Source organism: Aurantiacibacter gangjinensis, assembly GCF_001886695.1.
Taxonomy (GTDB): domain Bacteria; phylum Pseudomonadota; class Alphaproteobacteria; order Sphingomonadales; family Sphingomonadaceae; genus Alteraurantiacibacter; species Alteraurantiacibacter gangjinensis.
On the sequence record NZ_CP018097.1, the window covers coordinates 2,035,871 to 2,051,571 of the forward strand.

Here is a 15,701-nt window from a genome sequence, read left to right on the forward strand (position 1 = left end):
GTCAGTCGCGCGGCGTCTGGCGCCGCTCTTCGAATGTCGGAAGTTCGAGCGTGAAGCGGGCGCCCTGCCCCTTCGCGCTTTCCACGCCGAGCGTTCCGCCCATGGCCTCTGCTAGGCGGCGCGAGATGTAGAGGCCGAGCCCCGACCCGCCATCGCCGCTGCGGCCTAGCCGTTCGAACTTGCTGAAGACGCGCTGCTGCTCGTCCTCATCCAGCCCTTCCCCCTGATCGGCCACGGTGATGCGCGCGCGCTCGGCGTCATGCTCCGTCCGGATCCAGACCTGTCCGCCTTCGGGCGAATAACGGATGGCATTGCCGACGAGATTGAGCAGGATTTGCAGCACGCGGCGAAATTCGCCAACGGCAGGCACGCTGTCGCCGGCTTTGGGCGCATCGAGCGCAATCCGTCGCTCGCTTGCCCTTACCCCGAGTATTCCGACAGCGCGTCTGGCCACGTCGGCCAGGTCGATCTTGTCCGGCGCGGTGACGAAGGCCTCGTCCTCCACAAGCTCCAGAGTGGTTAAATCCTCGATCAGCGCGAGCAAGTGTTCGCCCGCGGTCGCGATGTCGGCGGCGTAAGCGCTATACTCCTCCGCGAGAGGCCCGGCGAGCTGGGTGCGGATCGTCTCGGCATTGGCAATGATGCGGCTGACAGGCTGGCGCAGCACTGGGGCAATCTCCCTGCCGATGCCGCCGATACGGTTCGGCCCATGCTTGCTGCGCGTTGCCGTTTCGGGCGGTGCCTCTCGCGAGACGAGGTAGAGTTCGAACCCGTCGCTGCCGGGTTGCGGCGTGCCGAGCGGGTTGAGATGCACGGTCCAGCTCCGCTCGGAGCCCGGAATGTCTACCGTCGCCCCATCGAGCAGCCGCCAATGCAGCGGTTGGTGCTGCTTTTGCGCGGCAGGTGCGACAAACTCTGTCCAGACCTGTCCGATCCCGCCGCGCATCTTCTCGGCCAGGTCTTCAAGATCCTGCGTCTCGCAATCGACGGCGAGGATTTCCTGCGACGGCCCGAGATGGGCGGTCATGCCTGCGATATGGCGCAACAAAGCGAGTTTGCCGGCAGACGCGGTTTCCTGATGAACACTTGGCAGGGCATCGGCGTGCCAATTGGCGATCCCGATGGTTACGCCTTCCCCCTCAGGCTCGACTTCTACCCACGCGCTTACCTGTTCGCTGCCATCCTGCGCCTTGATGAGGCGAGCAAGGCGCAGACCGTAAATCCGTGCCTTGCGCACCAGCTCCAGCAGAGCGGGCGTGACGAGCGCACCCGGCAACTCACCGCCCGAGCGCAAGTGAAAGCTCGCCAGCGGCTCCTCGGCGTCTACCAGCCTGTCCTGCGCATCCGTGCGGGCACGGGCGATGATGGTGGGCGCAGTCGCCATGGCTGCCTATTGCGCGAAATCGGGCGAGGATGCAGCCAACATCGCCGCAGCCTGGTCCGCGCGCAAAGTGCCGAAGTCCGTCGGCAATGTGAGCTCTGGATGCAGATAGAGGAACTGCTGCTCGACGGCGGCCTGGTTCAGCCCGGCGGCGCGCATCGTGAGCGCGAGCCGCGCGCTCTGGTTCTCACCCATGGACAGCACGGCGACATCGCGCTCCTGCTCTGCAGCCATGGAAAGTGCGGTTGCAAAGAGCGACAGCCCCGCATGATCGACATCGAGCGCGCGTTTGGCGTCGGTGCGCATGGCGACCAGCAGGCGGGTGGCTTGCCCGACCCGCCGATTGCTCTCGTTGAAATCGCTGCGCAGTCGCTCAACGACCGCTTCGCTCGCCTCGAAATGCCCGTCGGAATGTGCGCGAAGCGCCTGGCTGCACGCATGGAACAGCTCGGCAGGCAATTCCGACAGCGGAAGCTCCATGCGCCGTGCCTGCTGCATGAAGCGAGCCTGTGCCGCGATCAGATGCATTGCGGCACCGGCTATGTCGGCATCGGACGATGCGGTCAGTTCCTGCAGCAGCGGAGAAAGGACGGCATCCACTCCGCTGCGCTCTTGCAAGCGGTCCGCAAGTTGCGCCTCGATCGTCAGCGCATGGGCGTGCCCCAGAAATGCCGTATCTTCGAGAAACATCTGCGCGACAGCGTGCTGTTTCTCGTCGGCAAATGCGCCGCGATCCTCGATCTCGGCCTCCCCGGCTACTGCCATCAGCAATTGCCGGGCAAGATGCACCATCATACCGCGCACCTTTGCAATGACTTCATCGCTGAAAAGCGCGTGATCGTCATTCGCGAGCAAATGGCGCAGGATCGGCCGCGCGGTTGCGAGGATCACATCGCCATGGGCGAGTTCGCCGCGCATCACTTCCTCGATGGATTGGGCGACCTGCGCATTGTCCGTATGGGTGCTCATGCGCGTGGCATAGCCTTCTTTGGTTAAGCCGCCGTTAGCTGCGATCAGGGGCAAGGTTGGCAAGGAGCACAAGCATGCCTGCCAGCATGATCGCGAGTTCGGGCATCGCCAGCGCCGCAATGATGGCAATAAACCCGGCGATGACCATGCGATCACGCAACGGTTCCAACCACAGGGTCGGCTGTCGGCGGTCCAGCAAGACGAGCGCGGCCACGAGAACTATCGCTGGAAAAACAGTGCGGTGAGGAAGACTGTCGATAGAAATTATCGAAACCGCCAGCAATGCGGCATCCACGGCCCGCCTAGCCCACGGCCACTTGCCGATTGTACCGAATGGCGCAGCCATCAGGCGCGACAAGGTCAGGAACACTTCCAAAAGCGGCACGCTCAGCGCGATCAGCAAAAAGCCCAGCGCAGGCATTTCATAAACACCGCAAGCGATGCCGCCAGCCAAGAGAGCAACAACCGTCATCCCGATCAGCAGCCGCGAATAGCGCTTGGTCAACAGGATTGTCCCGGCACTCGACACTGCCTGCTTCGCCAGCCAGCGTGAAGCTGCCCCTGCCGGTACGTCACCCAGATGCGCCCGTTGCCATCCGGTCGCCAAAGCCTGCGCCGTTTCGGCAGACGTCACGACGGTCCATCTGCCATCGTCCAGGGTAGAGTCCGCGAGCCGCGCCTCGGGAAGACGCTGTTGCAAGGCGATGCGCAGCAAGGCGTTCTGCGGCGCGGCATCTTCGGGCAGAGCGGTCAAGCGACCCAACCATTTGCCCGGTACGGTCAGCGCGCCAGCCCATGCCCTGTCCAGATCGATCCTCTCCAACCCGGCTGCCACGCCGGGGCCGGCGGATACGACAAGCAGGCGATCCCCCTCGGCCTTCAACAGATCGAGCGCCGCGCGCGATTCGGGCAGCAGGCCGGGTTGCAGCACCAGCAGGCTGTCATCATTGCCGATGATACCCGTCAGCGCATGAGGCGTGGTGATGACCTGGTACTTCATTCCGGCGCGCTCCGCCGCGTGTCGCAGCGCGATCCCTTGCGGCGTTGCGCCGCTCCCAAGCGCAATAACGGCAGTGCAGCCCGCCTCTTTCGCGAACATCAATTGTCGCTCTGCCAGAGACTTGCCGGCCACTGCTGGCATGGGATCGTCACCTGCCAGAGGCAGGCTAATCAGGGCTGCGCGCATATCAGGACGATCCTTCCGGCATGATCGCTACGCTAGGCAGGCCTTGCGCGGCTGCCAAGCCGATGCTGCGGCAGAGCGGTGAAAAAGCGCGTTAACCACAACTTGCGGTGGAAGCCGCCCTGCGGCAGGGTTCTTTGTCTTTCACCCTATGGTAAGTATGCGGCATGAGCAGAAAGCGCCAAATCGTGCCTTCCGATGAAGGCCTGTCCGGCGAGACGGTCTACAACACCGATCTCAGCCAGTCCGATGACGCCTACGAATTGCAGGCGGAGGAGGAGTATCACGAAGCGTATGATGATGAGGCGCCCGCCTCTCCTCGTGCCACGTGGCTGGCGCCTGCCTTCACGATCTTGCTGGCCCTCGCCTGGACCGGCTTTTTTGGGTGGGTGAACCATCAGGCTATGCTCGCCGGCGCGGCGCCTGCGCAGTGGGTGGACTGGATCGTGCAGTGGTCGGTTCCGATGGTGCTGCTGATCGGTCTTTACCTGCTGGTCATGCGCAATTCGCGGCGCGAAGCCAACCGCTTCACCGATGCCGCACGGGCACTTTCGACCGAGTCTGCGCAGCTGGAAGCCCGCCTGCTGACGGTCAATCGCGAACTTGCTCTTGCGCGCGACTTCATCGCCTCGCAATCCAACGATCTGGAAGCACTTGGCCGCCTCGCGACCGAGCGCCTTTCTACCAATGCCGACAAGCTTCAATCCCTGATCCGCGACAATACCGCGCAGGTCGAAGCCATCGGCCATGTCAGCGACAATGCGGTCGTCAATATGGAGACGCTGCGCGAACAATTACCGGTGCTCACCAACGCCGCGCGCGATATGAGCAACCAGGTCGGTAATGCCGGCAATTCCGCGCAGCGACAGATCGACGAATTGCTGGCGGCGTTCGAACGGCTTGGCGCACTTGAAGCTGCGAGCGAAGAGCGGGTCAGCGGGATCAACGAAGCGATCAGCACCACGCTGGGCGATTTCAATTCGCAGATCAATGCCATCGGCGACCTGACCGAACAGCGCTTCAGCCATCTGCGCACCACGAACGAGCAGTTCCGCTCCGACCTCGAAAGTTCGGAAGAGCGTGTGTTCGATGCGATTGCAGCGCGGTCCGAAGCGCTATCGCAGCAACTGGCAAAAGATGCCGAAGCAATGCGGGAGCGGGAGGCACAGGCCGCAGCCGCCATGCGTGAACGCATCGTGACGTTGCGTCTGGAAGGTGAACGGCTTGTCAGCGCCATCGATGGCGGGCAGTCCGACGCGTCCAAGCGCTGGGGCGATGCCATCACCGGCCTGGAAAACCGGATGAAGGAAGTACTCGAGGGAGTCATCAAGCTGGATGAGGCCGCCACCGAAAACGCGCGCAAACGCCTTGTGGCCCTGAATGAGGAAGCACAGCGCGTCGACCAGCGGCTCGCATCGAGCATGAACACGTTCGAGGACGATTTCGCCATGCGGCGCGAACGCAACCGCGAACGCGAGGCCGAGGCGATCGAAACGCTCGAAGCGCAGATCGCCGAGTTCGACGCACGTATTGCGCAGCGCAAAGAAGATCACCTGGTACACATCGCCGCGCTCGCCGAACGTGAAGAGGCGTTGGCGGAGCGATTGACGACGCTCGATACCGATATGGCTGCGCTCGGCGCGAATGCCGAGAATGCGAGTGGTCGGATGAGCGAGGCCGCGCAATTGCTGACCGATCGCCTCACCCAATCGCGCGGCACGATGGAAGAAAGCGACGCGCTGCTGGGCAAGCTGACCGATGACAGTGTTCGATTGCTAGAGCTGATCCGAGCAACGGCGGAGCATTCGCAAGGCGACCTCGCCGAGAGCGTCGGAACAGCAGAGACGCGCCTCACCGGTTTCGCCGAGAAGACCTCGCAACTGCGCGAGGATATTGCAGATGCGGAGCAGCGCAGCGCCAATATCGTCGTCCAGCTGGCATCGGTGCATGAGAAGCGCGGTTCGACCAATGAGGAGCTTGCCGAGCTCGAGCAGCGATTGGGTCGCCTCCTCGAGGAAAGCGAGCAGATCGCCCACCGGACCTCCAATGAATTGACCAGCGGCATCGAAGCGTTGACCGAAGCCTCGCGCAATGTGCTCGCCAATCTGCGGACCGAGCAAACCGGCGCGGTCGAGGAGATCGCACGCGATATCTGCGAACAAAGCCGCGAGCAAATCGTCCGTGCATTGCGTGCAGAGGCAGAAAAGGCGATTACGGAACTCGAAGATATCACAATGCGCTCTCAGCGCAGCGGTCAGGATACCGCGGCCATGTTGCGCGACCAGATGGACCGTGTGGCGGAACTGGCCGGCAATCTGGAACAGCGCGTGGAGCATGCGAGGGAGCGGGCCGAGGAGCAGGTCGATAACGATTTCAGTCGCCGCTCGGCGCTAATCACCGAGGCGCTAAACTCGACCGCCATCGATATCTCGAAAGTTTTCGAGAACGACATCGGCGATGTGGAATGGGCCAATTACCTGCGCGGCGATCGCGGCATCTTCACTCGCCGTGCGGTGCGACTTCTCGACAAGCAGGATGCGCGGAAGATCAGCGAAATCTATTCCGAAGACGGCGAGTTCCGTGATGTCGTCAACCGCTACATTCACGATTTCGAAGCGATGCTGCGCGGCATTCTTTCCACCCGCGATGGCAATGCGATAGCGGTAACGCTGCTTTCCAGCGATATGGGCAAGCTCTACGTGGCGCTGGCGCAGGGTATTGAACGCCTGCGAAACTAGCGGCTGCCGCGCGACGGTTTCTTAGCTCGGCGGCGTGCCCCAAATGTTGATATCGTCGATGGTTATCCAACCCTCGAACCAGTTGGCGATGTAGAGCGCTGTCAGCGCCGCGCTGAGAATAGTGGCGCGCAACACCACCCGCCCGGGCCGGAAGTTGACCGGGGCGCTGTCCGCCTGCCCGGGGATTTTTTCCACCCCCGCCTCGTCCGCCGTGCGGACGCCGAATGGCAGGAGCAGGAACGCGCTCATCACCCAGAAGAGCGCATAGATCGCAATGACAGAAGTGATTGCCATAGGCGGCTACCCGCGCGCCAGTATGACGCGCGTCTGCGGCTTCTTGCCGGACCAGCGCTGAACGGCACGCCGAGCCGCGAGCCGCGCGGCTTCCTTCACCGCTTCAACATCGCGGGCGCGCCCGCCTTTCAGCTTGCCCAGCGCATCGCGCACATCGCTCTCCGCTTCTGCCACGAAGGCTGGGTAATCCTCGTCTAGAGGCAGACCGATACCTTCAATCTGCACGGCACCGCTGTCGCCTACGACGACAATCAAAATGCCATTATGCGCAAGCCGACGACGCATGGTGACAGCTTCGCCATTGGCAGGCACGATGATGTCGCCATCGAGCACGAGCCTACCTGTATATATCTCGGCGAGCTTTTCCGGATGGCCGGGTGCGAGCCGGATAATGTCGCCATTCTTCTGCACGATGTTGTGTGCAATGCCGTTAGCCTGGCCGAGACGCGCCTGCTCCATCATGTGCCGCATCTCGCCGTGGACGGGAATCAGGATGTCCGGGCGTACCCAACCATACAGCGCCTCAAGCTCCGGCTTGCCGGGATGGCCGGATACGTGAATCTCGCTCTGCCTGTCGGTCACCATCACGATGCCGCGTTCGGCAAGGCGATTTTGGACGCGGCCGATGGCGATCTCGTTGCCCGGGATCTGGCGGCTGGAGAACAGGATGACATCGCCCTTGTCGAGGCTGAGCGGGTGATTGTCTTCGGCGATGCGGCTGAGCGCGGCACGCGGCTCACCCTGCCCGCCTGTTGCGACGATCATGATCTCGCCGCGCGGCAGGCTCATCGCCGTGTCGAAATCGACGGTTCGCGGCAGGTCATCCAGATAACCGTTCGATTGCGCGACTTCGATGATCCGGTCGAGCGAACGACCAGCCACGCAGAGTTGGCGTCCGGTGCGTTTCGCCACCTCGCCCAAAGTCTGCAGGCGCGCGACATTCGATGCGAAGGTGGTCACCAGCACGCGCCGCCCGTGATGCTTTTGCACCTCTTCCAGCAGGCCGCGGAACACCGCACCTTCGCTGCCGGAGGGCACCGGATTGAACACATTGGTGGAATCGCACACCAGCGCCAGCACGCCCTCATCGCCGATCTCGGCAAGTTCTTCGTCGGTTGCCGGCGTGCCGATCTGCGGCTCCTCATCCAGCTTCCAATCGCCGGTGTGGAAGATGCGCCCATGCGGCGTGTCGATCAGCAGGGCATTGCCCTCTGCAATCGAGTGGGCCAGCGGGATGTAGGTGACGGTGAAGGGGCCGAGCGAGAACTCGCCATGGTCCTCCTCGATCACATTGAGTTCGATCTCGTCGGTCAGACCGGCCTCGTCCAGTTTCCGCCGGATCAGGTCTGCCGTGAATGGTGTCGCATAGAGCGGCACGCCAAGGTCGGCAGCGAAATAAGGGATCGCGCCGATATGGTCCTCATGGGCATGGGTGAGGACGATGCCCAGCAGGTCATCGGAGCGCTCCTCGACGAATTCGGGATCGGCGAACATCAGCTCGGTGCCGGGATATTCGCTGGCGCCGAAACTCATGCCGAGGTCCACCATCAGCCACTTGCCCTGGCAGCCATACAGATTGACATTCATGCCGATCTCGCCGGACCCGCCCAGAGCGAGGAACAGCAATTCGTCTTCGGGCGTGTAGTCTTTTTTCATGTCTCTCCAGCACGGTCTGCGAGGATTTGCAGCCCGCGAATTGTCAGGTCGGCGTCGATAACGTCGAATATGTCGGTCTTCTGATCGAAGAGGATGGCGAGGCCGCCGGTTGCGACCACTTTGACCGGTCGGCCGATTTCAGCCTTCATCCGCTCGATCAGCCCTTCCATCATGGCGACATAGCCCCAGAAGACGCCGATCAGCATCTGGTCTTCGGTATTACGCCCGATAACGCTGGAGGTTTCCGGCGCGCGAATGGCGATGCGTGGCAATTTCGCCGTCTTGCCGACCAGCGCGTCGAGCGAGAGGTTGATGCCGGGCGCGATGATACCGCCTTTATAAGCGCCGTTGAAATCGACAGCCTCGAACTTCGTCGCCGTGCCGAAATCGACGACGATCATGTCGCCGCCGACCAGTGCGTGCGCGGCAATGCAATTCAGTGCGCGGTCGGCGCCAAGCGTATGCGGCTGCTCGACATCGATTTCGAAGCCCCATTCGGCAGCGCCCTGCCCGGCAATGATCGGTGTGATACCGAAATACTTCTGCGCCAGCACGGTGAGGTTGTGATCGGCACGCGGCACGACGGAGGCGAAGATAATCCGGCTGATGGCACTGCGTTCTACGCCTTCCATGGCGAGCAGTTGCAGTAGCCAGGTGGCGTATTCATCACCTGTGCGGCGGCCATCGGTGGCAATGCGCCAGCGCGCGCGAATATCGCTCCCCTCGAACAGGGCAAACACGACATTGGTATTGCCGACATCGATGGCGAGCAGCATCAATCGTTCTCCAGCATCACATCGCCTGCGTGAATGGCAGTTGTCGCGCCATCGGGCAAACGCAACAACAAGGCTCCGGTATCGCCGAGGGCCGCGAATGTGCCCGAAACTATTTCTCCATCGGGTGCGTGGACCCGCAGGCGGCTTCCAACAGGATGGGCTGCGGCGGCCCATCGGCGCAGGATCGGCTCGTGGCCGCTTTCCCACCAGCGGGCGAGTTCGATGGCGAACTGCTGCGCCAGCGTGCGCGCAAACGTGTCGAGCGGCGGGGTCTTTGCGCTGTCCGAGAGCGCCGACACGACACGATCCTCGATTTCCGGCGCGCTAGCGAGGTTGACGCCGATCCCGATCACGACGACCTGCTGATGGCGCTCCAGCAGCAGTCCGCAAAACTTCGCGCCTGCCAGCAGGACGTCGTTCGGCCATTTCATCCGGAGCGCGCCGGGATCGGGCAGCAGCGGCAAGACCGTCTCGTAGACGGCCAGTGCCGCGACAAAGCTTAGCGTTTCGGGCGGCGGATTGAAGGGCGGCTCCAGATTGACGACGGTGGAGCCGGTGAAGTTTCCCTCGCCGTCCAGCCAAGCCCTGCCCTGCCTGCCGCGCCCCGCCGTCTGCCGCTGCGCTACAAGCCAGTGGCCATCCGGTACGGCGTCACCGCGCGCTAGCCGTGCCAGCAGGTCTGCATTGGTGGAGCCGGTTTCGGCGACGGTTTCGATCACCGATTAGGTCAGGCAGGCACGATCATCGCGAGCGACGCGGCTGCCATATCCGCCAGATTGCCGAGCGGCCCAATCAGCAGGTAGCCGAGCGGGGAGATCAGCAGGGTGCAGATCGCCAGCAAGGCCCAATGCGGTGTGTCGCCATCGCCCTTGATCGTGTCGGCAGGCTCATCGAAGAACATGACCTTCACGATCTTGATGTAATAAAACGCGCCGATCACGCTGGCCGCGATACCGATGGCGGCAAGTGCCAGCAGGTCCGCTTCAACGGCAGCCTGGAAGACGACGAACTTGCCCCAGAAGCCGAAAAGGGGCGGGATGCCCGCAAGGCTGAACATCAGCGCAAGCATGCACCAAGCGAGCACGGGCCGCGTGACCGAAAGGCCTGCCAGGTCCGAAATGCCTTCCAGCTGGTTGCCGTCTGCGTCGCGCATCAGCATCACCGCGACGAAACTGCCGATGGTCATCACCGTATAGATCGCGAGATAGACCATCATCGCGCTGGCCCCCGCAGCCGTGCCGACGGCAAGGCCGATCAGGATGAAGCCGACATTGTTGATCGAGCTGAAAGCCAGCAGCCGCTTGATATTCGTCTGGCCGATTGCGCCCAGCGCACCGATCACGATGGACAGCAGCGCTGCGAAGATAACGATCTGCTGCCAAGCGAGCGCCTGCGATCCGAACGCCTCCAGCGATACGCGCGCCAGCAATGCAATGGCCGCGACCTTGGGCGCGCTGGCAAAGAACATCGTGGTAGGCGTCGGCGCGCCTTCATAGACGTCCGGCGTCCACATATGGAACGGCGCGGCGCTGATCTTGAAGGCGAGACCCGCCAGCACGAAGGTCAGGCCGAACAGCTGGCCAGTGGTCAATCCGCCGGAAATAGCAAGCGCAATGCCTTCGAAACTGGTCGTACCGGCGAAGCCATAAGTCAGGCTCATGCCGAAAAGCAGGATGCCGGAAGCGAGCGCGCCGAGCACGAAGTATTTCAAGCCTGCCTCTGCCGAGCGCACATTGTCGCGCAGGAACGCAGCAAGCACGTAAGCCGCCAGCGAGTTCAGTTCGAGACCCATGTACAGCGTGATGAGGTCGTTGGCCGACACCATGATGCACATGCCCAGCGTGGCGAAGATCACCAGCACCGCATATTCCGGCCGCTTCGCCGCCGCTGCCGAAAGGAAGCGCGGCGCGACGATCAGAGCGGCGGCTGATGCGGCGAAGATCAGCAGCTTGGCAAATGCTGCGAAGGCATCGGCGCGGAACAGGTCGGCAAAGGCCAGCGTGTCCGGTCCGGCAGCCCCGTAGAGTGCAACCGGCAGGACCAGCGCGAAGGCCGCGCCGAGGGCCACGACGGCCAGGATATGGACGGCGCGGGCCGACTTATCGCCGACGAAGGCCGATACCAGAAGCAGGATCAGACCGGAGACGGCCAGCACCAGTTCCGGCGCGATCAGCTGGAACGAGGCGGAATAGTCGATCATTCGCCCTCTCCTGCATTGGCCGGCCCTGTCATGGCGAGCTGAGCATCGCTAGCGGGCGCTGCGGCGGCGAGCCTGTCGTCGAGAACCTGGATATCGGCGCGCATGGGAGCAAGGAAACTTTCAGGGTAGATACCCATCCACAACACCGCCGCGGCGATAGGGCCGAGAAGCAGGTATTCGCGGACGGTAAGGTCTGGCATGGCTGCGGCGTCGGCATTTTTCTGCCCGCCAAAGCACACGCGGCGATAGAGATAGAGCATGTAGGCCGCGCCGAGGATAATGCCGGTCGTGGCTACGAAGGCCACCCAGCTATTCGCCTGGTAAATACCGGCCAGCGCCAGGAATTCGCCCACGAAATTGCTCGTGCCCGGTAGGCCGATGCTGGCCATGGTGAACAGGAGGAACAGCGTGGCATAGGCCGGCATGTTGATGGCAAGGCCGCCATAGCGATCAATCTCGCGCGTATGCAGCCGGTCGTAAATCACGCCGACGCACAGGAATAGCGCGCCCGATACCAGGCCGTGGCCCAGCATGATCATCATCGCGCCTTCCAGCCCCTGGACGTTGAAGGCAAACAGGCCGACCGTCACGATCGCCATGTGGGCGACCGAGGAATAGGCGATGAGCTTTTTCATGTCGTGCTGTACCAGCGCGATCAGGCTGGTGAGGACGACCGCTACCATGCTCAGCCCCCACACGAGCCATGCGAATTGCGCGCTGGCATCAGGGAACATGGGCAGGCTGAAACGGATGAAACCGTAACCGCCCAGCTTCAGCAAAACGCCTGCCAGGATGACAGAGCCTGCCGTCGGCGCCTGCACGTGCGCGTCAGGCAGCCATGTGTGAACCGGCCACATCGGCATCTTCACTGCGAAGCTGGCAAAGAATGCGAGCCACAGCCATGTCTGCGCCGCGGGCGCGAAATCATATTCCATCAGCACGGGGATGGAGGATGTGCCCGCCTCGTTCACCATCCATAGCATGGCGATCAGCATCAGCACCGATCCCAGCAGCGTGTAGAGGAAGAATTTGTAGCTGGCGTAAATGCGGTTGTCCCCGCCCCAGACGCCGATGATGAGATACATCGGGATGAGGCCGGCTTCGAAGAAGATGTAGAACAGGAAGATATCCTGCGCGGCGAACACGCCGATCATCAGCACTTCCATGATGAGGAAGGCCGCCATGTATTCGCCGACGCGCGTCTTGATGGCTTCCCAGCTCGCGCCGATGCAGATCGGCATCAGGAAGACGCTGAGCATGATGAGCATCAGGGCGATGCCATCGATGCCGAGGGCGTATTCGAAGCCCGCGAACAGGTCCGCACGTTCCATGAACTGCCACTGCGCGCCGCCGATATCGAAGTTGACCCACAGCAGGATGCCGAGCGCCAGGTTCACCAGCGTCGCCGCCAGCGCGAGCATGCGCGCAGGCTTCGCATCGAGGAACAGGCAGATGATGGCCGCCACAAGCGGCACCAGCATCATCACCGAAAGGATTGGAAAGCCGATCATGAGAACAGCACCCAGGTGACGGCGGCTACAAGGCCGATAAGCATGATCAGAGCGTAACTCGTAAGATAACCGGACTGCACTTTCTTCGCGAGGCCGCTGCCTTGCGACACGACCCAGGCTACGCCGTTCGGACCGAAGCGGTCGATCGTGCCTTCATCGCCCTTCTTCCAGAAGATGCGGCCAAGCCAGAAGGCGGGCTTCACGAACAGGAGATCGTACAGTTCGTCGAAATACCACTTGTTGTGGATGAAATTGTAGATCGGACCCAGTTGCTGCGTCGTCTCGCGCGGCAGGTCAGGACGGCGGATGTAGGCCATCCACGCGACAAACAGGCCGAGCAACATGACGACAAGCGCCGAGTATTTTACCCAATAGGGGACTTCGGTAATCGCCTGCATCAAGGCCGGATCGAAGGCGAGCGAGCCCGCCCAGAAGTTCTCTTCTGCACTGAGGAAGGCATCGTGGAAAATCTGTCCGGCGAAGATTGCGCCAATGCTCAAGACGCCGAGCGGCACGAGCATGGTCCAAGGGCTTTCATGCGGATGATATCCGCCTGTGCCCGGCGCATGATCGGGCGACGGAACCGTGTGGTCGTGCAACTCGCCGGCATCCTCTTGCACCGGCGGATTGTGTTCCGAGGGTTCGTCATGCCCGTGCGCGACAGCGTGCTGGATGTGCTTGCTTTCGATCCAGCGCGGCTTGCCCCAGAAAGTGAGGAACATCAGGCGCCAGCTGTAGAAACTGGTCAGCAGGGCGGCAAAGACGCCCACCCAGAATGCACCCGTGCCATGGCCGCCAGCAGCGTAGGACACCTCCAGAATGGCGTCCTTTGACCAAAAGCCTGCGAAACCTGCGCCGAGGTGATAGATACCAACCCCGGTAATCGCCAGCGTGCCGATCAGCATCGCCCAGAAGGTGAACGGTATCTCCTTCCGCAGGCCGCCATAATAGCGCATGTCCTGCTCGTGATGCATGGCGTGGATGACGCTGCCCGCACCGAGGAAGAGCAGCGCCTTGAAGAAAGCGTGCGTGAAGAGGTGGAACATCGCTGCGCCATAGGCGCCGACACCAGCGGCGAAGAACATGTAGCCGAGCTGCGAGCAGGTGGAATAGGCGATGACCCGCTTGATGTCCCACTGCGTGGTGCCGACGGTTGCGGCAAACAGGCAGGTCGCCGCGCCGATGATGGTAACGGCCGCCAAGGCGACCGGCGCTGCCTCGAACATGGGCGACAGGCGGCAAACCATGAACACGCCCGCCGTTACCATGGTCGCGGCGTGGATCAGCGCGGAGACAGGCGTCGGGCCTTCCATCGCGTCGGGCAGCCAGGTGTGCAGGCCCAGCTGCGCGGATTTGCCCATGGCGCCGATGAACAGCAGCAGGCACAGGATCGTCATCGTATCCCAGCGCGCGCCCATGAAGCCGATCGTGCTGCCGGCCATGGCGGGCGCTGCTTCATTGATCGCGTCGATGCTGGTCGTCTGGAAGACGAGGAACGTGCCGAAGATGCCGAGCATGAAGCCAAGGTCGCCCACGCGGTTGACGACGAAAGCCTTGATCGCGGCGGCATTGGCGCTTGGCTTCTTGTACCAAAAGCCGATCAGCAAATAGCTGGCGAGGCCCACCCCTTCCCAACCGAAGAACATCTGCACGAGATTGTCCGCCGTCACCAGCATCAGCATGGCGAAGGTGAACAGCGACAAGTAGGCGAAGAAACGACTCTGATCCGGATCTTCGTCCATATAGCCCCAGCTATACAGGTGCACGAGGGCGGATACGGTGGTGATGACCACCAACATCACGGCGGTCAGTGTATCGACCCGCAGCGCCCAGTCGAATGTCAGGGCACCGGACTGAACCCAGGTGAGCACCGGCGTAACGCCAGCCTCTGCGGTGCCGTTCAGGAAACCGAGGAAGATTGGCCAGCTAAGCGCCGCTGCAAGGAACAGCGCGCCGGTCGTCACCAGCTTGGCCGCCGTCTGGCCGATCACGCGGCCGAAAAGGCCTGCGACGATAGCCGCCAGAAGCGGTGCGAAGACGATGATCTGGATCATGTTGCCCCCTTACCCCTTCATCCGGTTCACATCGTCGACCGCGATGGTGCCACGGCCACGGAAATAGACGACCAGGATGGCAAGCCCGATGGCCGCTTCCGCCGCCGCGACAGTCAGCACGAACATGGCAAACACCTGGCCGGTCAGATCATTCAGGAATGCGCTGAAAGCGACGAGATTGATGTTCACGCTCAGCAGGATCAGCTCGATAGCCATCAGGATGATGATGATGTTCTTGCGGTTCATGAAGATGCCCAGCACCCCCAACACAAACAGGATCGAACTGACGATCACATAGTGCTCGATACCGATCACAGCTCGATCCCCTCACCCACGGTTGGCCGCTTCATCTCGGTCGCATCTTCGGGGCGCCGTGCATTCTGCTTGCCGATATCCTGGTGTCCGCGGGTCGAGCGGCTTTCTCTGTGAGTCAGGACGATCGCCCCGACCATGGCGACCAGCAGGATGATGCCCGCCACTTCGAACAGGAAAAGATATTTGCCGTAGAGCAGCGCGCCGATCGCCTCGATATTGCTCTTGCCCGTCACGACGGCGGGCGTGTCACCCAGCGGCGTTCCGAGGTCGAGCGCTCCGGCACGATAGGCGCCGATGCCCAGCACCAGCTCAGCCAGCAGCACGACGGCGATGGCGAGGCCAAGCGGCGCATTCTTCATGAAGCCTGCGCGCAATTCGGCAAAATCGATGTTCAGCATCATCACGACGAACAGGAACAGCACCGCGACCGCGCCGACATAAACCACCACCAGCAGCATGGCGAGGAACTCCGCCCCCACCAGCACCATCAGGCCCGCCGCATTGAAGAACGCCAGGATCAGCCAGAGCACCGAATGCACCGGGTTGCGCGCGAAGATCGTGAACGCGCCGGCAGCCAACATCAGCGCCGCAAAAAGATAGAATGCGAAGACTTGCATGGTAAAC

The 15,701-nt window shown here is 62.3% G+C and carries 13 protein-coding genes; 1 reads left to right on the plus strand and 12 read right to left on the minus strand.

Annotated features, from left to right (window positions below):
• Position 1: 1 nt before the first annotated feature.
• From BMF35_RS09995 to BMF35_RS10005, 3 genes are read right to left on the minus strand one after another with little or no spacing between them, the layout of a single operon-like run.
• Positions 2-1,384, minus strand: coding sequence for a sensor histidine kinase (locus tag BMF35_RS09995; RefSeq protein WP_047005815.1), 1,383 nt, complete (start codon positions 1,382-1,384; stop codon positions 2-4).
• Positions 1,385-1,390: 6 nt separating this feature from the next.
• Entirely contained in the window at positions 1,391-2,350 is a 960-nt protein-coding gene (locus BMF35_RS10000) for a hypothetical protein (RefSeq protein ID WP_047006502.1), read from the minus strand.
• 34 nt (positions 2,351-2,384) lie between these two features.
• Positions 2,385-3,536, minus strand: coding sequence for a DOMON domain-containing protein (locus tag BMF35_RS10005; RefSeq protein ID WP_052765906.1), 1,152 nt, complete (start codon positions 3,534-3,536; stop codon positions 2,385-2,387).
• Between the two features lie 164 nt (positions 3,537-3,700).
• On the opposite strand from BMF35_RS10005, the gene BMF35_RS10010 reads away from it, so the two are divergent.
• Positions 3,701-6,271 carry a coiled-coil domain-containing protein gene (locus BMF35_RS10010; RefSeq protein ID WP_052765907.1) on the plus strand — a complete coding sequence of 857 codons (2,571 nt, stop codon included), beginning with the start codon at positions 3,701-3,703 and terminating at the stop codon, positions 6,269-6,271.
• A gap of 21 nt (positions 6,272-6,292) precedes the next feature.
• On the opposite strand, the gene BMF35_RS10015 is transcribed toward BMF35_RS10010, so the two are convergent.
• From BMF35_RS10015 to BMF35_RS10055, 9 genes are read right to left on the minus strand one after another with little or no spacing between them, the layout of a single operon-like run.
• Positions 6,293-6,565: a DUF1467 family protein gene (locus BMF35_RS10015; RefSeq protein ID WP_047005818.1), complete on the minus strand. Its 273-nt coding sequence runs from the start codon at positions 6,563-6,565 to the stop codon at positions 6,293-6,295.
• 6 nt (positions 6,566-6,571) lie between these two features.
• Positions 6,572-8,221 (minus strand): ribonuclease J, encoded by a 1,650-nt coding sequence (locus BMF35_RS10020; RefSeq protein WP_047005819.1) that lies wholly within the window; start codon positions 8,219-8,221, stop codon positions 6,572-6,574.
• On the minus strand, positions 8,218-8,997 hold the full coding sequence (locus BMF35_RS10025; protein ID WP_047005820.1) for a type III pantothenate kinase: 780 nt from the start codon (positions 8,995-8,997) through the stop codon (positions 8,218-8,220). The genes BMF35_RS10020 and BMF35_RS10025 overlap by 4 nt, the downstream gene beginning before the upstream one ends.
• Positions 8,997-9,716, minus strand: a complete 720-nt coding sequence (locus tag BMF35_RS10030) for a biotin--[acetyl-CoA-carboxylase] ligase (protein ID WP_047005821.1) — start codon at positions 9,714-9,716, stop codon at positions 8,997-8,999. The genes BMF35_RS10025 and BMF35_RS10030 overlap by 1 nt, the downstream gene beginning before the upstream one ends.
• Before the next feature lie 8 nt (positions 9,717-9,724).
• Entirely contained in the window at positions 9,725-11,194 is a 1,470-nt protein-coding gene (gene nuoN / locus BMF35_RS10035; protein ID WP_047006504.1) for an NADH-quinone oxidoreductase subunit NuoN, read from the minus strand.
• A complete protein-coding gene (locus BMF35_RS10040) occupies positions 11,194-12,708 on the minus strand; it encodes an NADH-quinone oxidoreductase subunit M (RefSeq protein WP_047005822.1) in 1,515 nt (504 codons plus the stop codon). Before BMF35_RS10040 ends, nuoN begins: the two co-directional genes overlap by 1 nt.
• Positions 12,705-14,762: an NADH-quinone oxidoreductase subunit L gene (gene nuoL, locus BMF35_RS10045; RefSeq protein WP_047005823.1), complete on the minus strand. Its 2,058-nt coding sequence runs from the start codon at positions 14,760-14,762 to the stop codon at positions 12,705-12,707. The genes BMF35_RS10040 and nuoL overlap by 4 nt, the downstream gene beginning before the upstream one ends.
• A 9-nt stretch (positions 14,763-14,771) precedes the next feature.
• On the minus strand, positions 14,772-15,077 hold the full coding sequence (gene nuoK, locus BMF35_RS10050; RefSeq protein ID WP_047005824.1) for an NADH-quinone oxidoreductase subunit NuoK: 306 nt from the start codon (positions 15,075-15,077) through the stop codon (positions 14,772-14,774).
• The gene (locus tag BMF35_RS10055; protein WP_047005825.1) at positions 15,074-15,694 is read right to left on the minus strand and encodes an NADH-quinone oxidoreductase subunit J; all 621 of its coding nucleotides are present in this window, start codon (positions 15,692-15,694) and stop codon (positions 15,074-15,076) included. Before BMF35_RS10055 ends, nuoK begins: the two co-directional genes overlap by 4 nt.
• Positions 15,695-15,701 lie beyond the last annotated feature (7 nt).